Origin of the sequence: Streptomyces sp. NPDC085524 (assembly GCF_044541755.1) — a bacterium.
Classification (GTDB): domain Bacteria; phylum Actinomycetota; class Actinomycetes; order Streptomycetales; family Streptomycetaceae; genus Streptomyces.
Genome location: NZ_JBITTH010000006.1, coordinates 179,512 through 203,136 on the forward strand (window position 1 = coordinate 179,512; position 23,625 = coordinate 203,136).

Annotated in this window: 20 protein-coding genes; 11 read left to right on the forward strand and 9 right to left on the reverse strand. The window is 71.1% G+C overall.

The window, feature by feature from the left end; translation table 11 throughout:
* The first annotated feature begins 78 nt into the window (after nt 1–78).
* Nucleotides 79–1,110: an ATP-binding protein gene (locus tag ACIGFK_RS11245; RefSeq protein ID WP_376659106.1), complete on the forward strand. Its 1,032-nt coding sequence runs from the start codon at nt 79–81 to the stop codon at nt 1,108–1,110.
* Here the strand turns inward: ACIGFK_RS11245 and ACIGFK_RS11250 are convergent.
* Complete coding sequence (locus tag ACIGFK_RS11250; protein ID WP_400051325.1) at nt 1,064–2,371, reverse strand: hypothetical protein; 1,308 nt, start codon at nt 2,369–2,371, stop codon at nt 1,064–1,066. The genes ACIGFK_RS11245 and ACIGFK_RS11250 overlap by 47 nt on opposite strands.
* 290 nt (nt 2,372–2,661) lie before the next feature.
* Between ACIGFK_RS11250 and ACIGFK_RS11255 the strand changes: the two genes are divergently transcribed.
* From ACIGFK_RS11255 to ACIGFK_RS11275, 5 genes are all read left to right on the forward strand, one after another.
* On the forward strand, nt 2,662–4,989 hold the full coding sequence (locus tag ACIGFK_RS11255; RefSeq protein WP_376659108.1) for a SulP family inorganic anion transporter: 2,328 nt from the start codon (nt 2,662–2,664) through the stop codon (nt 4,987–4,989).
* Between the two features lie 186 nt (nt 4,990–5,175).
* Nucleotides 5,176–7,173, forward strand: a complete 1,998-nt coding sequence (acs, locus tag ACIGFK_RS11260; RefSeq protein ID WP_376659109.1) for an acetate--CoA ligase — start codon at nt 5,176–5,178, stop codon at nt 7,171–7,173.
* A gap of 216 nt (nt 7,174–7,389) precedes the next feature.
* The gene (gene nhaA / locus ACIGFK_RS11265) at nt 7,390–8,799 is read left to right on the forward strand and encodes a Na+/H+ antiporter NhaA (RefSeq protein WP_376660732.1); all 1,410 of its coding nucleotides are present in this window, start codon (nt 7,390–7,392) and stop codon (nt 8,797–8,799) included.
* 71 nt (nt 8,800–8,870) lie between these two features.
* Nucleotides 8,871–9,329 carry a phage holin family protein gene (locus ACIGFK_RS11270; protein ID WP_400051327.1) on the forward strand — a complete coding sequence of 153 codons (459 nt, stop codon included), beginning with the start codon at nt 8,871–8,873 and terminating at the stop codon, nt 9,327–9,329.
* Complete coding sequence (locus ACIGFK_RS11275) at nt 9,326–10,294, forward strand: alpha/beta fold hydrolase (RefSeq protein ID WP_386464528.1); 969 nt, start codon at nt 9,326–9,328, stop codon at nt 10,292–10,294. Before ACIGFK_RS11270 ends, ACIGFK_RS11275 begins: the two co-directional genes overlap by 4 nt.
* 324 nt (nt 10,295–10,618) lie before the next feature.
* On the opposite strand, the gene ACIGFK_RS11280 is transcribed toward ACIGFK_RS11275, so the two are convergent.
* The 3 genes from ACIGFK_RS11280 to nth all read right to left on the reverse strand — a co-directional run bounded on the left by ACIGFK_RS11280 (nt 10,619) and on the right by nth (nt 13,628).
* A complete protein-coding gene (locus ACIGFK_RS11280; protein WP_376660735.1) occupies nt 10,619–11,821 on the reverse strand; it encodes a MarP family serine protease in 1,203 nt (400 codons plus the stop codon).
* A 13-nt stretch (nt 11,822–11,834) separates the two neighbouring features.
* The gene (locus tag ACIGFK_RS11285) at nt 11,835–12,557 is read right to left on the reverse strand and encodes an NUDIX hydrolase (RefSeq protein WP_376660736.1); all 723 of its coding nucleotides are present in this window, start codon (nt 12,555–12,557) and stop codon (nt 11,835–11,837) included.
* A 171-nt stretch (nt 12,558–12,728) separates the two neighbouring features.
* Entirely contained in the window at nt 12,729–13,628 is a 900-nt protein-coding gene (gene nth / locus ACIGFK_RS11290; protein ID WP_376660737.1) for an endonuclease III, read from the reverse strand.
* A gap of 254 nt (nt 13,629–13,882) precedes the next feature.
* Between nth and ACIGFK_RS11295 the strand changes: the two genes are divergently transcribed.
* Together ACIGFK_RS11295 and ACIGFK_RS11300 are read left to right on the forward strand one after the other, a co-directional pair.
* Complete coding sequence (locus ACIGFK_RS11295) at nt 13,883–14,557, forward strand: Crp/Fnr family transcriptional regulator (RefSeq protein ID WP_003981529.1); 675 nt, start codon at nt 13,883–13,885, stop codon at nt 14,555–14,557.
* A gap of 108 nt (nt 14,558–14,665) precedes the next feature.
* A complete protein-coding gene (locus ACIGFK_RS11300; protein WP_376660738.1) occupies nt 14,666–15,472 on the forward strand; it encodes a nucleotidyltransferase domain-containing protein in 807 nt (268 codons plus the stop codon).
* 34 nt (nt 15,473–15,506) lie between these two features.
* Here ACIGFK_RS11300 and ACIGFK_RS11305 read toward each other — a convergent pair whose 3' ends face one another.
* The 4 genes from ACIGFK_RS11305 to ACIGFK_RS11320 form a co-directional block, all read right to left on the reverse strand.
* Complete coding sequence (locus ACIGFK_RS11305; RefSeq protein WP_376660739.1) at nt 15,507–16,355, reverse strand: MBL fold metallo-hydrolase; 849 nt, start codon at nt 16,353–16,355, stop codon at nt 15,507–15,509.
* Complete coding sequence (locus tag ACIGFK_RS11310) at nt 16,352–17,308, reverse strand: NUDIX hydrolase (RefSeq protein ID WP_400051331.1); 957 nt, start codon at nt 17,306–17,308, stop codon at nt 16,352–16,354. Before ACIGFK_RS11310 ends, ACIGFK_RS11305 begins: the two co-directional genes overlap by 4 nt.
* A 266-nt stretch (nt 17,309–17,574) precedes the next feature.
* Nucleotides 17,575–18,051, reverse strand: a complete 477-nt coding sequence (locus tag ACIGFK_RS11315; RefSeq protein WP_376660741.1) for a RidA family protein — start codon at nt 18,049–18,051, stop codon at nt 17,575–17,577.
* Nucleotides 18,048–18,209: a DUF4177 domain-containing protein gene (locus tag ACIGFK_RS11320; RefSeq protein ID WP_007264966.1), complete on the reverse strand. Its 162-nt coding sequence runs from the start codon at nt 18,207–18,209 to the stop codon at nt 18,048–18,050. The genes ACIGFK_RS11315 and ACIGFK_RS11320 overlap by 4 nt, the downstream gene beginning before the upstream one ends.
* Nucleotides 18,210–18,262: 53 nt before the next feature.
* Between ACIGFK_RS11320 and ACIGFK_RS11325 the strand changes: the two genes are divergently transcribed.
* On the forward strand, nt 18,263–19,246 hold the full coding sequence (locus ACIGFK_RS11325; protein WP_376660742.1) for an ArsA family ATPase: 984 nt from the start codon (nt 18,263–18,265) through the stop codon (nt 19,244–19,246).
* Nucleotides 19,243–20,532, forward strand: a complete 1,290-nt coding sequence (locus ACIGFK_RS11330; RefSeq protein ID WP_376660743.1) for an ArsA family ATPase — start codon at nt 19,243–19,245, stop codon at nt 20,530–20,532. Before ACIGFK_RS11325 ends, ACIGFK_RS11330 begins: the two co-directional genes overlap by 4 nt.
* A gap of 29 nt (nt 20,533–20,561) precedes the next feature.
* Here ACIGFK_RS11330 and ACIGFK_RS11335 read toward each other — a convergent pair whose 3' ends face one another.
* Nucleotides 20,562–20,912 carry a WhiB family transcriptional regulator gene (locus ACIGFK_RS11335; RefSeq protein ID WP_030648100.1) on the reverse strand — a complete coding sequence of 117 codons (351 nt, stop codon included), beginning with the start codon at nt 20,910–20,912 and terminating at the stop codon, nt 20,562–20,564.
* Between the two features lie 397 nt (nt 20,913–21,309).
* On the opposite strand from ACIGFK_RS11335, the gene ACIGFK_RS11340 reads away from it, so the two are divergent.
* Nucleotides 21,310–23,577, forward strand: coding sequence for a transglycosylase domain-containing protein (locus ACIGFK_RS11340; protein WP_376660744.1), 2,268 nt, complete (start codon nt 21,310–21,312; stop codon nt 23,575–23,577).
* The last annotated feature ends 48 nt before the right edge of the window (nt 23,578–23,625 follow it).

The window sequence follows — 23,625 nt, forward strand, 5'->3', positions numbered from 1 at the left end:
CCACCGACCCCTCCTTGGAGTGGTCTTCTTCACTCACCTTGACAACTCCCCGCATTCAACCCACTACGCTTGGTGAACATGAAGATCGCTTTCGTGGGAAAGGGCGGCAGCGGCAAGACGACGCTGTCCTCCCTCTTCATCCGCCACCTCGCCGCCAATGAAGCCCCCGTCGTCGCGGTGGACGCCGACATCAACCAGCACCTGGGCACCGCGCTCGGCCTCAGCGACGAGGAGGCCGCCCGGCTGCCCGCCATGGGCGCCCACCTGCCCCTGATCAAGGAATACCTGCGGGGTTCCAACCCGCGCATCGCGTCCGCCGAGACGATGATCAAGACCACGCCGCCCGGCCGCGGCTCGCGCCTGCTGCGCATCACCGAGGACAACCCGGTGTACGAGGCCTGCGCGCGGACGCTGCTGCTGGACGGGGAGCCCGTACGGCTCATGGCCACCGGGCCGTTCACCGAGGCCGACCTGGGCGTCGCCTGCTACCACTCCAAGGTCGGAGCGGTGGAGCTCTGCCTCAACCACCTCGTCGACGGACCCGACGAGTACGTGGTGGTCGACATGACGGCCGGCTCGGACTCCTTCGCATCGGGCATGTTCACCCGTTTCGACGTGACCTTCCTGGTCGCCGAGCCGACCCGCAAGGGCGTCTCCGTCTACCGCCAGTACAAGGAGTACGCCCGGGACTTCGGGATCACGCTCAAGGTCATCGGCAACAAGGTCCAGGGGCCCGAGGACATCGAGTTCCTCCAGGACGAGGCCGGCGAGGACCTGCTGGTGACCGTGGCGCACTCGGACTGGGTGCGGGCGATGGAGAAGGGCCGTCCGGCCGCCTTCGAGCTGCTGGAGGCGAGCAACCGGCTGGCCCTCCAGGCGCTCCAGGACGCCGCCGACGACTCGTACGCGCACCGCGACTGGGGCCGGTACACCGAGCAGATGGTGCGCTTCCACCTCAGGAACGCGGAGAGCTGGGGCAACGCCAAGACCGGGGTCGACCTGGCGGACCAAGTCGACCCCGATTTCCAGCTCCGCGAGGACGCGGCGGCGATGGACGCGATCCTCAGCCCTCGTCCGCAGCCCCATCGGCCGGCCCCGCAGCCGGCTTGACGCCCGCGGGGGCGGCCGGTTTCGCCGGCGGCCCCGCGGTCAGGAACTTCGCCCAGCCCTGCTTCGGCGCCTCGCCGACGTCGAGCGACCGCATCCACTCCAGGGTCTTCGGGTCCTGGGCGTCCAGCCAGTCCACGAGCTCCCGGAACGGCACGCAGCGGACCTCGGGCTTGGTGCACATGGTCTGGATGGACTCCTCGACGGCACGCATGTAGGTGCCGCCGTTCCAGGACTCGAAGTGGTTGCCGATGATCAGCGGCGCCCGGTTGCCCTGGTAGACGCGGTCGAAGGCCTGGCGCAGGCCGTCGCGCATCTGGTCACCCCAGTACGTGTGCTGCGAGGGGTCGCCCTGCGAGGTCGTCCCGGACTGGTTGACCATGTAGTTGTAGTCCATGCTCAGCGTGTCGAAGGCGCGGCCCGGCATGGGGACGAGCTGGAGCGGGATGTCCCAGAGGCCGTCCGTCTTCTTGGGCCAGATCTGCTTGCTGATGCCGCTGGAGTCGTAGCGGAAGCCCATGTCCTTGGCGGCCAGCATGAAGTTCTTCTGGCCTTCGAGGCAGGGGGTGCGGGCGCCGATGAGCTCCTTGTCGTAGTCGAACGGGAGCGCCTCCATGGCCTTCAGGCCCGCGTTCGTCTTCCAGTTCTTGACGAAGGACTTGGCCTGGTTGATCTCGCTCTTCCACTCGTCCACGGACCAGGTGCCGACGCCGCCGTCGGGGCCGCAGAAGTGGCCGTTGAAGTGGGTGCCGATCTCGTTGCCCTCCAGCCAGGCCGCGCGGACCTGGGTGGCGGTGTCCTTGATGCCCTGGAGGTCGCCGAAGCCGATGTCGGAGCGGCCGGATGCGTGCTGCGGGGCCGTGTAGAGGGAGCGCTTCTCCTCCGGGAGCATGTACACGCCGCTGAGGAAGTACGTCATGCGGGCGTTGTACTTCTTGCCGACCTCGCGGAAGTGCGAGAAGAGCTTCTGGCTGTCCTCGCCGGCCCCGTCCCAGGAGAAGACCACGAACTGGGGCGGCTTCTCGCCCGGCTTCAGCTTCTGGGGCTTCTGCACGTTGGGCTGGGGGCCGGTGTAGGCGGTCGAGCCGTCGCCGATGGGCCGGTTGACACTGCCCGGGGCCTCGGGGGCGGCCGCCCCCTTCCTGGCGTTCTGGGGGCCCGGGGCCGGGGACTTGGCGGGGCCCGAGGCGGTGCACCCGGCAACCCCCAGGGCCAGGGCCGTGGCGACCAGGCCGCCGGCGATCTTCTTCGTGGCGGCGATCATCCGCCCCACCTCTCCCTCGCAGCCATGGCAGAGCCATCGCGGTTCATCGCGGTTCCCACACGGGACTTCCGCGCCGCAACGTCCCATGCGGTCCGCTTTGAAGAAGGTGTGACAAGCCGGATAAAAGCATCAATCACCCTTTGGCGGTAATTCGTGGGCCATTTGCCCGTATTACCTTTCACCCGCCTTTACTCACCATTACCATTCGTTTACTGAGTGTTGAGACTCCCGCCGCTTCACCCCTCCCCAGACCAGACCGGGCCAGACCAGGCCAGAGGAGACGGGACCTTATGACTTCCCCTGCCAAATCCCTCCCCGCCAACCTCCCGGCCGACCTTTCGGCCTCGCTCGCGGTGTTCCTGATCGCCCTTCCGTTCTCGCTCGGCATCGCCCTGGCCACCGGAGCCCCGCTCCAGGCGGGACTGGTCGCCGCAGCGGTCGGCGGGATCGTCGCCGGGCGGCTGGGCGGCGCCCCGCTCCAGGTGAGCGGGCCGGCGGCCGGACTCACCGTGGTCTCCGCCGAGTTGATCCAGCGCTACGGATGGCGGACCACCTGCGCCATCACCGTGCTCGCCGGCTGCTGCCAGCTCGGGCTCGCCGCGCTGCGCACCGCCCGGTCAGCACTCATGGTCAGCCCGGCCATCGTGCACGGCATGCTCGCGGGCGTCGGCGTGACCATCGCACTGGCCAACCTGCACATCGTCCTCGGCGGCACCCCGCAGAGCTCCGCCGTGGCCAACGTCCGGGCCCTCCCGGGCCAGTTGGCCGACCTCCACCCGGGCGCACTCGGTGTCAGCGTGCTCACGCTGACCGTTCTCATCGCCTGGCCCCGGCTGCCCGGCCGGGCGGGGCAGGCGCTGCGCAAGGTGCCGGCCGCGCTCGCCGCCGTCGCCACCGCGACCGTCGTCGCCGCCCTCGTCGGGCTCACGGTGCCCCGCGTGGACCTGCCGTCCTGGCGCAGCCACGCACTGCCCGAGCTGCCCGAGGGCCCGGTCCTCGGGATCATCGCCGCCGTACTCACCATCACCCTGGTCGGCAGCGTGGAATCCCTGCTCTCGGCGGTCGCCACCGACAAGCTGATCGCGGCCGAGCGGAAGCGGGGGAACCGCCCGCCGCGCGCCGACCTCGACAAGGAGCTGCGCGGCCAGGGCGTGGCGAACATCGTCTCCGGCGCGCTGGGCGGGCTGCCGGTCGCGGGCGGGGCCGTCCGCAGCGTCGCCAACGTCAAGTACGGGGCCGTCAGCCGGCATTCGGTGATGCTGCACGGGCTCTGGGTGCTGCTCGCGGCCGGACTCCTCGTCCCCGTCCTCGACCTCATCCCGCTCGCCGCGCTGGCCGCCCTGGTCATGGCGCTGGGCGTGCAGATGGTCAATGCCACCCACCTGCGCACCGTCACCCGGCACCGCGAGATCCTGGTCTACGTCACGACGATCGTCGCCGTGGTGTTCGGCGGGGTCCTGGAGGGCGTGGCCATCGGGATCGCGGTCGCCGTGGCGCTGGCCCTGCACCGCCTCGCCCGGACCCGGATCACGGTGGAACAGCTGGACGGCGGGGTGCACCGGGTGCGGGCGCGCGGGCAGTTGACCTTCCTCGCGGTGCCCCGGCTGAGCCGGGCCCTGAACCAGATCCCGCACGACGGGCAGGCGCTGATCGAGCTGGACGGCTCGTTCATGGACCACGCGGCGTACGAGACCCTGCAGGACTGGCAGGACTCCCATGTGGCGCAAGGCGGTTCCCTGAAGGTGACCGGCCGCGCCAGTACGGCCGAGCGGCCCCGGAGCGGTCCGCAGCGCGGGGCGCACCAGTGCTGCCGGCCCTGGACGCCCTGGCAGAACCACTGCGACCACCGGCCGGCTCAGTCCGGTGCGGACGGAGCCGGCAGTGTGGAGGCGGCGGCCGCCGAGGCCCTGGAGTCGGCGGCCTCCCCGCAGAAGCGGCCCCGGAAGCGTGGTGCCGGTCAACTGGCCAATGGGATCGGCGCCTTCCAGCGCGACACCGCGCCCCACGTGCGGGACGAACTGGCCCGGCTGGCCCGCGAGGGGCAGCGGCCCTCGCAGCTCTTCCTCACCTGCGCGGACTCCCGCCTGGTGACCAGCATGATCACGGCCAGCGGCCCCGGCGACCTCTTCACCGTCCGCAACGTCGGCAACCTGGTCCCGCTCCCCGGAGCGGAGTCCACGGACGACTCGGTCGCCGCGGCCATCGAGTACGCCGTGGACGTGCTCAAGGTGGACAGCATCACGGTGTGCGGCCATTCGGGCTGCGGGGCCATGCAGGCCCTGCTCAACTCCGCTCCCGGGCAGCCGATGACCCCGCTGCGCCGCTGGCTGCGGCACGGCCTGCCCAGCCTGGAGCGGATGGCCAGCCGCCACCACGCCTGGGCCCGGATCTCCGGGCGGCTCCCGGCGGATGCCGTGGAGCAGCTGTGCCTGACCAATGTGGTCCAGCAGCTGGAGCACCTGCGGGCGCACGAGTCGGTGGCCAGGCGGCTCGCCGAGGGGACGCTGGAGCTGCACGGGATGTACTTCCACGTGGGCGAGGCCCAGGCGTACCTGCTGTCCGAGGGCGAGGACTTCTTCGACTGCAGGGTCTTCGACAGCGTCGGCCAGAACGCCTGACGAGATCCCCTGAGCACGGGGGGTGAACCGATACCCTCCCGTATCCGTGCAATCGTGTGGCCCCTTCTCGCACCCTGCAGCGGGAAGGGGCCTTCGCGCGCCGCTCCCGCGCGGCACCGAGGCGGAGCATAGGTCTAAACCAATTGTCGGCTACCCCTTGTCACCCGGGCCGCCGACTGATGAGCTATGCCCGGGGACACAACGGACACCCTGGGAAAGGGAGATCTCGTGAGCAATGAAAGCCTGGCCAATCTGCTCAAGGAGGAGCGGCGGTTCGCACCGCCCGCCGATCTGGCCGCCGCCGCCAACGTGAAAGAGGCTGCGTACGCACAGGCCGACGCGGACCGGCTGGGCTTCTGGGCCGAGCAGGCCCGGCGGCTGACCTGGGCCACGGAGCCGACGCAGACGCTCGACTGGACGAACCCGCCCTTCGCGAAGTGGTTCGCGGACGGCACGCTGAACGTCGCCTACAACTGCGTGGACCGCCACGTCGAGGCCGGCAACGGCGACCGCGTCGCCATCCACTTCGAGGGCGAGCCCGGCGACAGCCGCGCGATCACCTATGCCGAGCTCAAGGACGAGGTGTCCAAGGCGGCCAACGCCCTGACCGAGCTGGGCGTTCAGGCCGGTGACCGGGTCGCCGTCTACCTGCCGATGATCCCCGAGGCGGTCGTCGCCATGCTCGCGTGCGCCCGTATCGGCGCCGCGCACTCCGTGGTCTTCGGCGGCTTCTCCGCCGACGCCGTCGCCTCCCGCATCCAGGACGCCGACGCCAAGCTGGTCATCACCGCCGACGGCGGCTACCGCCGCGGCAAGCCGACCGCCCTGAAGCCCGCGATCGACGAGGCCGTCGCCAAGTGCCCGCAGGTCGAGCACGTGCTCGTCGTACGGCGCACCGGGCAGGACACCGCCGTCACCGAGGGCCGCGACGTCTGGTGGCACGACGTGGTCGGCCGCCAGTCCGCCGAGCACACCCCGCAGGCCTTCGACGCCGAGCACCCGCTCTTCATCCTGTACACCTCGGGGACCACGGGTAAGCCGAAGGGCATCCTGCACACCTCGGGCGGCTACCTCACGCAGGCGGCGTACACCCACCACGCGGTCTTCGACCTGAAGCCGGAGAGCGACGTCTACTGGTGCACCGCCGACATCGGCTGGGTGACCGGGCACTCGTACATCGTCTACGGGCCGCTCGCGAACGGCGCCACCCAGGTGATGTACGAGGGCACGCCGGACACCCCGCACCAGGGCCGGTTCTGGGAGGTCGTGCAGAAGTACGGCGTCACCATCCTCTACACCGCGCCCACGGCCATCCGGACGTTCATGAAGTGGGGCGACGACATCCCCGCGAAGTTCGACCTGTCGAGCCTGCGCGTGCTGGGCTCGGTCGGCGAGCCGATCAACCCCGAGGCCTGGATCTGGTACCGCAAGCACATCGGCGGCGACCGCTGCCCCATCGTCGACACCTGGTGGCAGACCGAGACCGGCGCGATGATGATCGCCCCGCTGCCGGGCGTCACGGAGACCAAGCCGGGCTCGGCGCAGCGCGCGCTGCCCGGGATCTCCGCGACCGTCGTGGACGACGAGGCCCACGAGGTCCCGAACGGCGGAGGCGGCTACCTGGTCCTCACCGAGCCGTGGCCGTCGATGCTGCGCACCATCTGGGGTGACGACCAGCGGTTCATCGACACCTACTGGTCGCGCTTCGAGGGCAAGTACTTCGCGGGCGACGGCGCCAAGAAGGACGAGGACGGCGACATCTGGCTGCTCGGCCGGGTGGACGACGTGATGCTCGTGTCCGGCCACAACATCTCGACCACCGAGGTCGAGTCCGCACTCGTCTCGCACCCCTCGGTCGCCGAGGCGGCCGTGGTCGGCGCCAAGGACGAGACCACCGGCCAGGCCATCGTGGCCTTCGTGATCCTGCGCGGCAGCGCCTCCGAGACGGACACCCTCGTCGGCGAGCTGCGCAACCACGTGGGCGCCACCCTCGGCCCGATCGCCAAGCCGAAGCGGATCGTGCCGGTCCAGGAGCTGCCGAAGACCCGCTCGGGCAAGATCATGCGCCGTCTGCTGCGCGATGTCGCCGAGGACCGCGCCGTCGGCGACGTCACGACGCTCGCCGACTCCTCGGTGATGAGCCTGATCCAGAGCAAGCTGCCGAGCGCGTCCAGCGAGGACTGAGACGACGGCTGAGACACGACGAAAGGGGCACCCGGCGCGCCGCGCCGGGTGCCCCTTTCGCGCATAAAGTGATGATCACCGGATATGCCCTCGCGTACACCCTGTAAAGTATTCAAAGCGTAAAAACCAAGCGTGAAAACCACAGGGTGCGCCGGGAAGTCTGGTCGGCAACGAGCTTCGCCATGCCGTCCAACCGACCCCCGGAGGTGCCCCGCTGTGGCCACGCCCGACCGCACCGACCACCAGAGCCGCAAGTTCCTCGGCCTGCTCTCGCTGCCCGAGCGGCGCTTCCTCGCCGATGCGCTGCGCGCCGAGACCGTCGGCGGCGTGCTCCTCCTCGTGGCCGCGATCACCGCCCTGATCTGGGCGAACACTCCGGGCCTGGCGGAGAGCTACAAGACCGTCAAGAACTTCCACATCGGCCCCGCCGCCCTCGGCCTGGACCTCTCGGTCCAGCACTGGGCGGCCGACGGCCTGCTCGCGATCTTCTTCTTCGTGGCCGGCATCGAGCTCAAGCGCGAGCTCGTCGCGGGCGACCTGCGCGACCCCAAGGCGGCCGCCCTCCCGGTCATCGCCGCCGTCTGCGGCATGGCCGTCCCCGCCGCGGTCTACTCCCTCGTCAACACCGCCGGCGGCGGTTCGATGGACGGCTGGGCCGTCCCGACCGCCACCGACATCGCCTTCGCACTCGCCGTCCTCGCGGTCATCGGCACCTCGCTGCCCTCCGCGCTGCGCGCGTTCCTGCTGACCCTCGCCGTCGTCGACGACCTCTTCGCGATCATCATCATCGCCGTGTTCTTCACGGAGGAGATCGACTTCCTGGCGCTCGGCGGCGCGTTCGCCGGCCTGGTCCTCTTCTGGTTCCTCCTGCGCGTCGGCGTCCGGGGCTGGTACGTCTACGTCCCGCTCGCCCTGGCCGTCTGGGGCCTGATGTACAACAGCGGGGTCCACGCCACGATCGCCGGCGTCGCGATGGGCCTGATGCTCCGCTGCCACACCAGGGAGGGCGAGGAGCACTCCCCCGGCGAGCACATCGAGCACCTGGTGCGGCCGATCTCGGCCGGACTCGCCGTGCCGCTGTTCGCGCTCTTCTCCGCCGGCGTCTCCCTCTCCGACGAGGCCATCGCCGAGGTCTTCACCCGGCCCGAGACACTCGGCGTGGTCCTCGGCCTGGTCGTCGGCAAGGCCGTCGGCATCTTCGGCGGCACCTGGCTGGCCGCCCGCTTCACCAAGGCCGAGCTGAACGACGACCTCGCGTGGCCCGACGTACTGGCCGTGGCCTCCCTCGCGGGCATCGGCTTCACCGTCTCGCTGCTGATCGGTGAGCTCGCCTTCGCCGACGACCCCGTACTCACCGACGAGATCAAGGCCGCCGTCCTGATCGGCTCCCTGATCGCCGCGGTCATCGCCTGCGTCCTGCTCAAGCTCCGCAACCGCAAGTACCGGGCGCTCACCGAGGCCGAGGAGCTCGACGAGGACCAGGACGGCATCCCGGACATCTACGAGCAGCACAACCCGGCGTACCACCTGCGGATGGCGAAGATCTACGAGGAGAGGGCCGCGGAGCACCGCCGCAAGGCCGAAGCGGCGGCCGGGGCCAGCAACGGGGCCGACCGTCCGGCATGATCTGACTGACGACGGAGGACAGCCGCCGGCGGCATACGCAGCACACCAGCAGACGACAAAGGGAGAGAGCGATGAGCGCAGTGGACCAAGGGGCGCAGGGAGCCGAGCGCACGCTGGGCCAGCTGGTCGCCTCGGCCACCGCCGAGATGTCCGCCCTGGTGCACGACGAGATCGCCCTCGCCAAGGTGGAGCTCAAGCAGGACGTCAAGCGCGCGGGCATCGGCAGCGGCGCCGCGATCGTCGCCGGGGTGTTCGTGCTCGCCTCCGTGCCGATGCTGAGCTTCGCCCTGGCGTACTGGATTCACACCTCCGGGCTCGGCCTCTCGTGGTGCTTCCTCATCGTCGCCGGGGTGTTCTGGGTGCTCGCGGGCGTGGTCGGGCTGATCGCCATGTCCAAGTTCAAGAAGGTCAAGCCGCCGGTGAAGACCATCGAGTCCGTCAAGCAGACCTCCGCGCTCCTCGGAACCGTCAAGCCGCACGCGCGGCCGGTGAGTGACCAGGCCGTGGGTGTGGCACGCTCGTCCTCATGACAGCGCCCACGCCGGACCCCAGCACTCCCCCCACTGCTGCCACGGCGGTACGGCTCGACCTCCCCGGCGGGAGAGCGGTGACGCACCGGGACGTCGCGGCCAACGGCGCCCGCTTCCACGTCGCCGAGGTCGGCGACGGGCCGCTGGTGCTGCTGCTGCACGGCTTCCCGCAGTTCTGGTGGACCTGGCGGCACCAGCTGACCGCGCTCGCCGACGCCGGATACCGGGCGGTCGCGATGGACCTGCGCGGGGTCGGCGGCAGCGACCGCACCCCGCGCGGCTACGACCCGGCGAACCTGGCGCTCGACATCACCGGGGTCGTACGGTCCCTGGGCGAACCGGACGCCGCCCTCGTCGGGCACGACCTGGGCGGGTACCTCGCGTGGACGGCCGCCGTGATGCGGCCGAAGCTGGTGCGCCGGCTCGTCGTCTCCTCGATGCCGCACCCGAGGCGCTGGCGTTCGGCGATGCTGTCGGACTTCGGCCAGACCAGGGCCAGTTCGCACATCTGGGGCTTCCAGCGGCCGTTCATCCCGGAGCGGCAGCTCGTCGCCGACGACGGCGCCCTCGTAGGGGAGTTGATCCGGGAGTGGTCGGGCCCCCGGCTGCAGGAGTCCATCACCGACGAGGACATCGCCGTGTACCGGCGGGCCATGTGCATCCCGTCCACCGCGCACTGCTCCGTGGAGCCGTACCGCTGGATGATGCGCTCGATGGCCCGGCCCGACGGGCTCCAGTTCAACCGGCGGATGAAGCGCCCGGTGCGGGTGCCCACGCTGCACCTGCACGGCTCGCTCGACCCGGTGATGCGGACGCGGAGCGCGGCCGGTTCCGGGGAGTACGTCGAAGCCCCGTACCGGTGGCGGCTGTTCGACGGCCTCGGGCACTTCCCGCACGAGGAGGACCCGGCGGCGTTCTCCACCGAGCTGGTGAACTGGCTCAAGGACCCCGAGCCGGACCGCTGACGGAGCCTCACATAACCGGCATAACCGGTATGACAAGCATTCAATTGCCTGGCGCATAGGCCAATTGGCCCCCGCATACGGGGTTACCGACCTTGGGGCACGGGCACAGCTCGGAGTATGGGCTGGACGTACGACTACGGTGACACCGCACACGAAGACCGCTCGGCCACCGCGCCGGGCACCCACGAGAGGGCCGGCCGGCACGGCCACGACCTCCGACTCGGGATTCCGCGCATCCTGCGCCGCCGGGCCCTGTGGGTCTCTGCGCGCCTGCGTCACCCACGGACGTAGGGGACGCCGAGAACGCCGGTGCCGCGGGGCGGGTCAGAGGGCGCAGCCCTGGGTGTCGATCCGCCGGTCGGCGGTCCTGCCGTCCCGGATGTCGTCGCGGATCTCGTCCACCGTCAGTGCGTAGCCGGTGTTCGGGTCGTCGAGGGACTTCGCGAAGACGACCCCGTACACCTTGCCGTCGGGCGTCAGCAGCGGTCCGCCGGAGTTGCCCTGGCGGACGGTCGCGAACAGCGAGTAGACGTCCCGTCGGACGGTGCCCCGATGGTAGATGTCCGGGCCGTTGGCGTTGATCCGGCCGCGGACGCGGGCCGCGCGCACGTCGTACGCGCCGTTCTCCGGGAAGCCGGCGACGATCGCGTCGTTGCCGCTCACCGCGTCCTTCTCGGTGAACTCCAGCGGGGGCGCCTTCAGCTTGGGCACGTCCAGGACGGCGATGTCGCGCGCCCAGTCGTAGAGCACGACCTTGCCGTCGTACAGCTTGCCCTCGCCGCCGATCTGCACGGTCGGCTCGGCGACCCCGCCGACGACGTGCGCGTTGGTCATCACCTTGCCGGGCGCGAAGACGAAGCCCGTGCCCTCCAGCACCTTGCTGCAGCTGGGCGCGGTGCCGACGACCTTCACGATCGAGCCCTTGGCCTGCTCGGTGACGGGGCTGGTCACGAGGTCCGGGTCCGGCGCCTGCACCTGGGGGATCGGCTCGTTCGAGAACGGGGTGAACACCTGCGGGAAGCCGTTGCGCTCCAGGGTGGAGCGGAAGTCAGAGAACCAGGTGTTGGCCTGGTCGGGCAGCACCCGCGAGACGCCGAGCAGCACCCTGGAGCTGCGCACCTCCTTGCCCAGCGTGGGGATCGAGGTACCGGCGACCAGCAGGCCGATCAGCCAGGCCACCAGGAGCATCGCGACCACGTTGACCACGGCTCCGCCGGTCGCGTCGAGCACGCGCGCCGGCGACCAGGTGATGCGGCGGCGGAGTCTGCTGCCGAGATGGGTGGTCAGGGCCTGGCCGACGGAGGCGAAGACGATGATCACGACGACTGAGATCACCACGACCGTGGTGGACACCTGGCTGCCGTTGTCCGTCAGCCGGTTCCAGACCAGCGGCAGCAGGGACACGGCGATGAGGCCGCCGCCCAGGAAGCCGATCACCGACAGGATGCCGACGACGAACCCCTGCCGGTAGCCGACGATCGCGAACCACACGGCGGCGACCAACAACAAGATGTCCAGCACGTTCACGTGGGTCACCGTCTCACGAGCGCCAGTCGAGCGGGACCTGCCGTGATCGGTCCCACTCTCGCTCCCAGCCCGCGAAGTGCAGGATCCGGTCGATCACCCCGGCGGTGAAACCCCAGACCAGAGCCGATTCGACGGTGAAACCCGGCCCCAGGTGGCCGCCCGGATGGACGGTGGTGACCCGGTGCTCCGGGTCCGTGAGGTCGGCCACGGGGACCGTGAAGACCCGGGCCGTCTCGGCCGGGTCCACGGCGCCGACCGGGCTCGGCGTACGCCACCAGCCGAGCACCGGGGTCACGACGAACTCGCTCACCGGGATGTAGAGCCGGGGCAGCACCCCGAAGAGCTGGACCCCGGAGGGGTCGAGCCCCGTCTCCTCCTCGGCCTCCCGCAGGGCGGCCCGCAGCGGGCCGGTGGTGGCCGGGTCGCCGTCCTCCGGGTCGAGGGCGCCGCCCGGGAAGGACGGCTGGCCCGCGTGCGAGCGGAGGGTGCCGGCACGCTCCATGAGCAGCAGCTCGGGACCGCGGGCGCCTTCGCCGAAGAGGACGAGTACGGCCGACTGCCGCCCTCGGCCGTCCTCGGGCGGCAGGAACCGGCTCAGCTGGCGCGGCTGGACGGAGCGGGCCGCCTCGGCGACGGGGGTGAGCCAGGCGGGCAGGCCGTGGGTGGTGACGGCGATGCCGCCGCCCTCCCGGCCCACCGTGCTCGTCTCGTCCTGCGTACCGCTACCGCGCGTCATAGGCATCCCTGTCCGTGATCTCCCGCACTGGCAACGCCGTGCGGGTACCGATTCGTTCCTCAGGTGCGGCGCCGCAGCCCGGGGCTGCGCAGCCGGGGCGCCGCTGCCGGGTCCGGGCCCCCGACGCCGCGCCCCGGACGCCGACGGGCCCGGATCAGCCCGGCCCGCGCCTCAGGAGCCCGCGCCGAGGGGCTGGGCCGGGAGGCCCGGGTAGTCCGGGGGCGGGGTCAGGCGCTGGCCGGGCTGGCCGCCCTTCTCGTACTTGAGCAGCTTCTTGGCCTTCTCCGGGTCGGTCTCGCCCTCCCCGTACGCCGGGCAGAGCGGGGCGATCGGGCAGGCGCCGCAGGCGGGCTTGCGCGCATGGCAGATCCGGCGGCCGTGGAAGACGACCCGGTGCGAGAGCATCGTCCACTCGCTCTTCGGGAAGATCGCGCAGATCTCCGCCTCGACCTTCTCCGGATCCTCCTGCTCGGTCCACTTCCAGCGGCGCACCAGCCGGCCGAAGTGGGTGTCGACGGTGATCCCGGGGACGCCGAACGCATTGCCGAGCACCACGTTCGCCGTCTTGCGGCCGACTCCGGGCAGCGTCACGAGGTCCTCGATCCGGCCCGGGACCTCGCCGCCGAAGTTGTCCCGCAGGGCCTGCGACAGGCCGAGCAGGGACCGGGCCTTGGCCCGGAAGAACCCGGTCGGCCGGATCAGCTCCTCCAGATCCTCGGGAACGGCCGCAGCCATGTCCTCGGGGGTCGGGTAGGCGGCGAACAGGGCCGGGGTCGTCTGGTTCACCCGCAGGTCGGTGGTCTGGGCGGACAGCACCGTCGCGACGAGCAGCTCGAAGGGATTGCGGAAGTCGAGCTCCGGATGGGCGTACGGATAGATCTCGGCCAGTTCGCGATTGATGCGGCGGGCCCTGCGCACCATGGCGAGGTGCGATTCGGCCCGCTTCGATCCGGCCCGCTTCGATCCGCCCTGCGCGGCAGCCTTCGGCCCGGGCGCTTTCTTGGCCGAACCTTTGCCCTCGGGGGCGGGTCGGGCCGCCGCGGACACCTTCTCGGGGGCGTGTTCGCCCACGGCTGAATTTTGGGGTCCCGTCACTCCTGCGGACCCCTTGGCCTGTGCTCTCACCGGCTTATTGGACACCCGGCCAGCCTAAGGCCGGGCGCTGACACCCGCCCGGACCTCAGGTAACACCACCCCGATTGGTCTCCCACCGCACAGCACGCGCCTCCGTCCGGCATCCTTAGTAGTGATTGATCGCACTGTTTGAGCCGTCCGGCAAAATGGGGGACCGGACCCCTGAGCTGGTCGACATAGGAGAGAGACTCGTGGACGACGTTCTGCGGCGCGCCCCGCTCTTCGCGGCGCTCGATGACGAGCAGGCCGCGGAGCTCCGCGCCTCCATGGGCGAGGTGACCCTCGCACGCGGCGACGCCCTGTTCCACGAGGGCGACCCCGGCGACCGGCTGTATGTCGTGACCGAGGGCAAGGTGAAGCTGCACCGCACCTCCCCCGACGGCCGCGAGAACATGCTGGCCGTCCTCGGCCCCGGCGAGCTGATCGGTGAGCTGTCGCTCTTCGACCCGGGCCCGCGTACCGCCACCGCCACCGCGCTGACCGAGGTCAAGCTGCTCGGCCTCGGCCACGGCGACCTCCAGCCCTGGCTCAACGCCCGGCCCGAGGTCGCGACCGCGCTGCTGCGCGCCGTTGCCCGCCGCCTGCGCAAGACCAACGACCAGATGTCCGACCTGGTCTTCTCCGACGTTCCCGGCCGTGTGGCGCGGGCGCTCCTCGACCTGTCGCGCCGGTTCGGCGTGCAGTCCGAGGAGGGCATCCACGTCGTGCACGACCTCACGCAGGAGGAGCTGGCCCAGCTCGTCGGCGCGTCGCGCGAGACCGTGAACAAGGCCCTGGCCGACTTCGCGGGCCGCGGCTGGCTGCGCCTGGAGGCGCGCGCGGTGATCCTGCTGGACGTGGAGCGCCTGGCGAAGCGGTCCCGCTGACGCCCGTCGTCACTCTTCGAAGGGGTCCTGCCCGGTTGGGCGGGGCCCCTTCGCGTTCGCGGGTGCGGCTCCCGGGGCCCCTGCGGGGGGACGGGGCACAGTAGCCGTATGGAGCACAGAGGTGTGGACGCGTACGGGTTCTTCGAGCGCGAGGGTTCGCTCGGGCAGGTGCAGGCCGAGTTCAGGGGCGTCGTCGCGGCCGCGCGCGAGCGGATCGCCGAGGCGTACGGGCAGCGGCTGCACAGCGCCTACCTGTACGGGTCCGTGCCGCGCGGGACGGCCCGCCCCGGGCGGTCCGACCTCGACCTGCTGCTCGTCCTGCACCACGAGCCCTCCCAGGACGACCGCGACACCACCGAGGTGCTGGCGCGCGGGCTCGACGAGGACTTCGCGGAGATCGACGGGGTCGGCGTCCTGCTCCACGGCAAGGCCCGGATGCTCAGCGAGGCGGAACGATTCGACCTCGGCTGGTTCCTCGCCTGCCTGAGCACCCCGCTGCTCGGCGCGGACCTGGCCGAGCACCTGCCGCGCTACCGGCCCGACAGCCTGCTCGCCCGCGAGACCAACGGCGGCCTGGCCGGGCTGCTGCCCGACTGGCGGGCCAGGGTGCGGGCCGCGGCCTCCCCGGAGGAGCGCCGGAAGCTGAGCCGGGGCTTCGCACGGCATCTCGTACGCACCGGATTCACCCTGGTCATGCCCCGGTGGGGCGGCTGGACCAGCGACCTCACCGAGTCGGCGGAGGTCTTCGGGCTGTACTACCCCGAGCGCGCGGCGCAGATGCGGGCCGCGGCCGCCGTCGCCCTGGATCCGGTGGCGGACCCGGCGGTGCTGCGCACGTACGTCGAGGACCTCGGGCCATGGCTCGCGGACGAGTACACGGCCCGGCACGGCACGAAGAGCCCCCGGCCGACGTGAGCGCCGAGGCCGGGAGCGGAGCCTGCAGCGGGGCCTAGAGCTCGGGGCCGCCGGGGATCAGGCCGTGCTCCTGGAGGTACTCCAGCTGCGCCCGGACGGACCATTCCGCCGCCGGCCACAGGGAGCGGTCCACGTCCGCGTACACGTGACGGACCACGGACTCCGGGGTGACGAAGCCGTTCTCCACGGCGGTCTCGACCTGCGCGAGCCGGTGCGCCCGGTGGGCCAGGTAGAACTCCACGGCGCCCTGCGCGTCCTCCAGCACCGGCCCGTGGCCCGGCAGGACGGTGTGCACGCCGTCGTCGACGGTGAGCGAGCGCAGGCGGCGCAGGGAGTCCAGGTAGTCGCCCAGACGGCCGTCGGGGTGGGCGACGACGGTCGTGCCGCGGCCGAGGACGGTGTCGCCGGTCAGCACGGCCCGGTCGGCGGGCAGGTGGAAGCAGAGCGAGTCGCTGGTGTGCCCGGGGGTCGGGACCACGCGCAGCTCCAGCCCGCCGGTCCGGATCACGTCCCCGGCGGCCAGGCCCTCGTCGCCGAGACGCAGCGCCGGATCCAGGGCGCGGACCTTGGTGCCGGTGAGCTCGGCGAAGCGGCCGGCGCCCTCGGCGTGGTCGGGGTGGCCGTGGGTGAGCAGGGTGAGCGCGATCCGCTTGCCCGCCTGCTCGGCGGCGGCGATGACGGCGCGCAGGTGCCCGTCGTCCAGCGGGCCGGGGTCGATGACGACGGCCAGGTCGGAGTCGGGCTCCGACAGCAGCCAGGTGTTGGTGCCGTCCAGGGTCATCGCGGAGGCGTTGGGGGCCAGGACGTTCACGGCACGGGTGGTCGCGGGCCCGGAGGAGACCACTCCGCGGGGCTGCCCGGGCAGTGCGCCGGCGGCGGTCACCGGGTGCTCCCGGGGCGGTCGGCGGGGCCGTCGGCCGGGGTGTCGGCAGGACCGTCGGCGGGCCCGAGGCTGACGCGCTTGGTGAACTCGTCGTGGCCCGGCCAGCTCAGGACCAGCTCGCCGTCCTCCATCGAGGCCCGGGCCAGCACCGGGGTGAGGTCCTTGCCCGCGGCCGCCGCGAGTGCGTCCGCGGCGCTCCCGTACGGCTCCAGGGAGCGCAGGGTGGAGATGGTCGGCGGCATCATCAGGAGCTCGCCCTTGTCGTACCCGGCGGCCGCGTCGGCCGGGCGGATCCAGACGGTCCGGTCGGCCTCGGTGGAGGCGTTGCGGGTGCGCTGGCCCTCCGGGAGGGCGGCGACGAAGAACCAGGTGTCGTAGCGGCGCTGCTCGAACTCGGGGGTGATCCAGCGCGCCCATGCCCCGAGCAGGTCGGAGCGGAGCCGCAGGCCGCGGCGGTCGAGGAACTCAGCGAAGGACAGCTCCCGCGCCACGAGGGCCTCGCGGTCGGCCTCCCAGTCGTCGCCGGTGGTGTCCCCGACGACGGTGTCCTCGCTGAGCCCGGCGAGCAGGACGCCGGCCTCCTCGAAGGTCTCCCGTACGGCTCCGCAGACGATCGCCTGGGCGGTACGGGTGTCCGTGCCGAACCGCTCGGCCCATTCGGCCCGGCTGGGCCCGGCCCAGCCGACCTGGTGCTCCTCGTCACGGGGGTCGACGCCGCCGCCGGGATAGGCGTACGCGCCTCCGGCAAAGGCCATGGAGGCCCGTCTGCGCAGCATGTGCACGGAGGGGCCGACGGGGGTGTCGCGCAGCAGCATGACGGTGGCGGCCCGCTTGGGTTCCACGGGGGTGAGGGAACCGTCCGCGAGCGCGCGGATGCGGTCGGGCCACTCCGGGGGGTACCACTGGCCTCCGGCGGGGGGCGGGGTGGGCTGCGCCTGCTGCTGATTCGGCATGGCGGGATGCTACGGCCATCCGGCCCGATGTTCGAGGCCCTCCCGCTGCCCGGGGCCCCCGGGGCCGCCTGTCCGGTGCGGCTCGAAGATGCGGGGCTCCGCCCCGTACCCCGCTCCTCAAACGCCGGAGGGGCTTGATTCCGCTGCCGTCATCCGGCCCGTGCCGGCCACTGCACGGCGCTCCGCGCCCGCTCCTCAAACGGCGCCGAGCCCGGTCGCACACCGCGGGGGCGTACGACCGGGCTCGGGGACCTCCCCGGAGGGGATCAGGCTCCGGCGACCAGTTCGACCAGGATCTCGACCTCGACCGGCGCGTCCAGCGGCAGGACGGCCACGCCGACCGCGCTGCGGGCGTGCACGCCCTTCTCACCGAGGACCTCGCCCAGCAGCTCGCTCGCACCGTTCAGCACGCCCGGCTGGGCGGTGAAGTCCGGGGCCGAGGCGACGAAGCCGACGACCTTCACGACGCGCGCGATCTTGTCGAGGTCACCGATGACCGACTTGACCGCGGCCAGGGCGTTCAGCGCGCACACGGCGGCCAGCTCCTTGGCCTGCTCCGCCGAGACCTCGGCGCCGACCTTGCCGGTGACCGGCATGCTGCCCTTGACCATCGGGAGCTGGCCCGCGGTGTAGACGTACGCGCCCGACCGCACGGCCGGCTGGTACGCGGCCAGCGGCGGGACGACATCGGGGAGGGTCAGGCCGAGCTCGGCCAGCTTCGCTTCGACGGCGCCGGTGCTCATGCCTTCTCCCTCTTGAGGTAGGCCACGAGCTGCTCGGGGTTGTTCGGCCCGGGCACGACCTGGACGAGCTCCCAGCCGTCCTCGCCCCAGGTGTCCAGGATCTGCTTGGTGGCGTGGACCAGCAGCGGGACCGTCGCGTATTCGAACTTCTTGGTCATGGGAGCGAGGGTAGTGCCTGCGGTCCGGGGCGAAGGAATTAGGCTCGGACGCTGTGAGCAGGCTCCAGGTGGTCAGCGGCAAGGGCGGCACCGGCAAGACCACGGTCGCCGCGGCACTCGCGCTCGCCCTCGCACGCGAGGGCAAGCGGACTCTTCTCGTGGAGGTCGAGGGCAGGCAGGGCATCGCACAGCTCTTCGGGACGGAGGCGCTCCCCTACGAGGAGCGCAAGATCGCGGTGGCGCCCGGTGGCAGCGGTGAGGTCTTCGCCCTCGCCATCGACGCCGAGCGGGCCCTGCTGGACTACCTCCAGATGTTCTACAAGCTCGGCTCGGCCGGCCGGGCGCTCAAGAAGCTCGGCGCCATCGACTTCGCCACGACCATCGCCCCCGGCCTGCGCGACGTGCTGCTGACGGGCAAGGCCTGCGAAGCGGTGCGGCGCAAGGACCGGGCGGGCCGGTTCGTCTACGACCACGTGGTCATGGACGCGCCGCCGACCGGGCGGATCACCCGCTTCCTGAACGTCAACGACGAGGTGGCGGGCCTGGCCCGGTTCGGGCCGATCCACAACCAGGCGCAGGCCGTCATGAAGGTGCTGAAGTCCCCCGAGACGGCCGTCCACCTGGTCACCCTGCTGGAGGAGATGCCCGTCCAGGAGACCGCGGACGGGATCGAGGAACTGCGGCAGGCCGGGCTGCCGGTGGGGCGGGTCGTGGTCAACATGGTGCGCCCGCACCATCTGGACGAGGACACCCTGCGCGCCGCCGCCGAGGACCACCGCGCCGGGGTCGCCCGGGCGCTGTCCCGCGCCGGACTCGGCGGCGCGCGCCGCGGCGGGCTCGCCGAGCGGCTGGTGGAGCCGCTGCTCACGCAGGCGGCCGAGCACGCGAGCCGGGTGGAGCTCGAGCGGGAGCAGCGCACCGTGCTGGGGGAGCTGGACGTGCCGACGTACGAACTCCCCCTGCTCGGCGCGGGGATGGACCTGGCCGGGCTGTACGAGCTGGCCAAGGAACTGCGCAAGCAGTCGGTGGGCGAATGAGCGAGGGGGTGGACACCGTGGGGCTGGACTCTCCGCCGCGTCTGGCGGTCGACGGGCTGCTCGACGACCCGGGGACGCGGATCATCGTGTGCTGCGGCGCGGGCGGGGTCGGCAAGACCACGACGGCCGCGGCGCTCGGCGTACGGGCGGCCGAACGGGGGCGGAAGGCGGTCGTGCTGACCATCGACCCGGCGCGGCGGCTCGCGCAGTCGATGGGGATCGACTCTCTGGACAACACCCCGCGCGAGGTCGGCGGCGTGGGCGCCGGCGGCGGCGCACTGCACGCCATGATGCTGGACATGAAGCGGACCTTCGACGAGATCGTCGAGGCGCACGCGGACGCCGAGCGGGCCCGGGCCATCCTCGCCAACCCCTTCTACCAGTCGCTGTCGGCCGGCTTCGCGGGCACGCAGGAGTACATGGCCATGGAGAAGCTGGGGCAGCTGCGGGCCCGGGACGACTGGGACCTGATCATCGTGGACACGCCGCCGAGCCGGTCGGCGCTGGACTTCCTCGACGCGCCGAAGCGCCTCGGGTCCTTCCTGGACGGGAAGTTCATCCGGGTGCTGATGGCTCCGGCGAAGGTGGGCGGCCGCGCGGGGATGAAGTTCCTCAACGTCGGCATGTCGATCATGACGGGCACCCTCAGCAAGCTGATGGGCGCCTCGCTGCTGAAGGACGTCCAGACCTTCGTGGCCGCGATGGACACGATGTTCGGCGGCTTCCGCACCCGCGCGGACGCGACCTTCCGACTGCTCCAGGCTCCCGGTACGGCCTTCCTCGTGGTCGCCGCGCCCGAACCGGACGCCCTGCGCGAGGCGGCGTACTTCGTGGAGCGGCTGGCCGCGGAGAAGATGCCGCTGGCCGGTCTCGTACTGAACCGGGTGCACGGCAGCGGCGCCGACCAGCTGTCCGCCGAAAGGGCGTTGGCCGCCGCGGAGAATCTTGAAGACGGCGGCATTGTCGATCACGCGTCCGGGAAAGCTGGACTTCGTGACCCGGCCGACGACGGCTCCCCCGACACCGGCGACGGCAGCCGCAACGGCAGCGGCGACCCGTCCGACCATTCCGCCGTCGTCGACGAGATCACCGCAGGACTGCTGCGCCTGCACGCGGAGAGGATGCAGGTGATCGCGCGTGAGCAGCGCACACGCGATCGCTTCACCTCACTGCACCCCGAGGTGGCGGTGGCCGAAGTGGCCGCCCTGCCCGGCGATGTGCACGACCTCGCCGGGCTGCGGGCCATCGGAGAGCGACTCGCGGCCGGGGTTCCGGCCGGAGCGTAGGCGTTCGTACGACGTGGCGGCCGTGTGGTCTACCCGGCTGCCGCGTACGTCTCGTACGGAACGTCGATCTCCGCATCTGCATCCATGGTGAGGATGCCCGTGCTGCGCTCGTACTCCGTGCGGGCGGTTTCGAGCAGCCGTCGCCACGAGGTGACGGTGGGACGCCGGCGCAGCAGCGCCCGTCGTTCCCGCTCGGTCATTCCGCCCCACACGCCGAATTCGACGCGATTGTCGAGCGCATCGGCCAGGCACTCGGTCCGCACCGGACATCCGGTGCACACCGCCTTGGCCCTGTTCTGTGCCGCTCCTTGAACGAACAGTTCATCCGGATCGGTAGTGCGGCAGGCTGCCTGCGCACTCCAGTCGGTAACCCAGCCCATCCCGGCGCCGTCCTCTCCCGAATCGAGGCTCCCCCACGGCGGTAGCGGCATATTCACCGCTGCCAGTTGAGGACGTTACGGAAGGCGAGCACAGTGCAACACCCCCGACGGGCCCAATCTTGAATGGTCCGAACGGACTATGGGTAAGCGGCAGATCACCCGACGGAGTGATCCGGCGACATGCCCGACCATTCCGGCGATTCGGATGAAATCGGCGGGGCATCACGAAGGCGCGGTCACAGCCGGGGGCGGGATTCGGACATGAGTCCACCCCATTCGGGAAGGGTGAAAATCAAGCCGGGGGGTTGATGTCGCACCGGACTGCTGTGACAGTTGGGGTCAGCTTAGGCCAAGGCATTCGCGTGTGTCCGGCGAATCAGAACGTAGGCTGCCCTCCATGGGAAAGAAGCGCTCGGGCGGCGGGCTCACGGGGAGCCAGCAGGCCGCCAAGTTCCTCGGTGTGTCCGTTCTCTCCGGAGTTGTGCTGGCCGGCATGGCGATTCCGGCAGCGGGTGCCCTGGGGCTCGCGGCCAAGGGCACGGTCGAGGGATTCGATGAGATCCCGGCCAATCTCAAGACTCCGCCGCTGAGCCAGCGGACCACGATTCTGGATGCCGAAGGTGGCTTGATCGCCACCGTCTATTCACGTGACCGGCAGGTCGTCCCGCTCACGGCGATCTCCCCGTACATGCAGAAGGCGATCGTCGCCATCGAGGACTCGCGTTTCTACGAGCACGGTGCGGTCGACCTCAAGGGCATCCTGCGCGCGGTCAACCGCAACGCGCAGGAAGGCGGCGCGGCACAGGGTGCCTCGACGCTCACCCAGCAGTACGTGAAGAACGTCTTCGTCGAAGAGGCCGGTGACGACGAGACCAAGGTGCGCGAGGCCCAGGAGAAGAGCCTCGGGCGCAAGATCCGCGAGCTGAAGTACGCGATCCAGGTCGAGGAGGAGCTCGGGAAGAAGAAGATCCTCGAGAACTACCTCAACATCACCTTCTTCGGCCAGCAGGCCTACGGGATCGAATCCGCGGCCCAGCGCTACTTCAGCAAGCCGGCCAAGGACCTGACCCTGGAGGAGTCCGCGCTGCTGGCGGGCGTCGTCCAGTCGCCGAGCCGGTTCGACCCCGTGAACGACGTGACCGAGGCGACCAAGCGCCGCAACCTCGTCCTCCAGCGGATGGCCGACATCAAGGACATCTCCCAGGCGGAGGCGGACGCGGCGAAGGCGAAGCCGGTCACGCTGAAGGTGACCAAGCCGAAGAACGGCTGCATCACCGCGGTCAAGGGCGCCGGGTTCTTCTGCGACTACGTGCGGAACACCTTCCTCGACGACGCCGCCTTCGGGAAGACCCGCGAGGAGCGCGCGAAGGTCTGGAACCAGGGCGGCCTGACGGTCCGTACGACCCTGGACCCGCAGTCGCAGGAATCGGTCAACGAGTCCATCAAGGACCACGTGGACCAGGACGACAAGGTCGCGACGGCCGTCACCCTCGTCCAGCCCGGCACCGGGCGGGTCCTCGCCATGGGGCAGTCGAAGCCGTACGGCTTCGCCAAGAACGAGACCCAGATCAACTTCTCGGTGGACAAGAAGATGGGCGGCTCGAACTTCGGCTTCCCGACCGGTTCGACCTTCAAGGCCTTCGTCGCCGCGGCCGCCATCGAACGCGGTCTGCCGCCGACGAAGACGTACCAGTCCCCGTACGACATGGACTACCCGAGCCCGGTGCAGACCTGCGGCGACAAGCCCTGGGTCAACACCGCCAAGGACCGGGTGGAGAACGAGACCGAGTCCGAGGTCGGCCCGTACGCGATGAAGGAGGCGATGGCCAAGTCGGTCAACACCTACTTCGTGGAGATGATCTCCGAGGTCGGCCTCTGCCCCGTCACCGAGATGACCACCAAGCTCGGCGTGGTCCCGGCCAACGGCGCCAAGCTCCCCGAGGTCCCGGCCATCGCGCTCGGCACCGAGGGCATGTCTCCGCTGACCATGGCCAACGCCTACGCCACCTTCGCCAACCGGGGCGTGTACTGCACCCCGGTCGCCATCGAGTCGATCACCGACGCGCACGGCAAGGCGCTGACGGTCCCGAAGTCCAAGTGCGACCGCGCGATGAGCGAGAGGACCGCCGACACCATCAACACGCTGCTGCTCGGCGTGGTCGACTCCGGTACCGGCCAGCAGTCGGGTCTGACCGACCGGCAGAGCGCGGGCAAGACCGGTACCACCGACAGCCGCTACAACGCCTGGTTCGTCGGCTACACGCCGAACATGGCCGGTGCGACCTGGGTCGGCTCCGGCGGCACCAAGCAGGTGTCGATGGAGAACATCACCATCGGCGGCCAGTACTACGACAAGGTCTTCGGCGGCGGCCTGCCCGGCCCGATCTGGAAGCAGGCGGTCTCCGGGGCGCTCTCCGGCCGCGAGGCACCGGGCTTCTCCACGGTGAACATCCCCGACGGCCCGAGCCCCATCGCCGGCGGCAGCAAGCCCAGCCCGGGCAAGCCGAACAAGCCCGGCAAGCCCGGCCGTGACGGCAAGCCCGGCGACGGGCAGCCCGGCGGGACGACGGCGGCCGGCGCCACCGGCGGCCCGGGCGGCGCGGGCGGGACCGACCCGCTCGGCGGGATCACCATCCCGCCCGGCGTCATCGGCGGCCGCGACTAGCCGCAGGACGGAAAGAGGGAGGGCCCCCGCCGGATCACCATCCGGCGG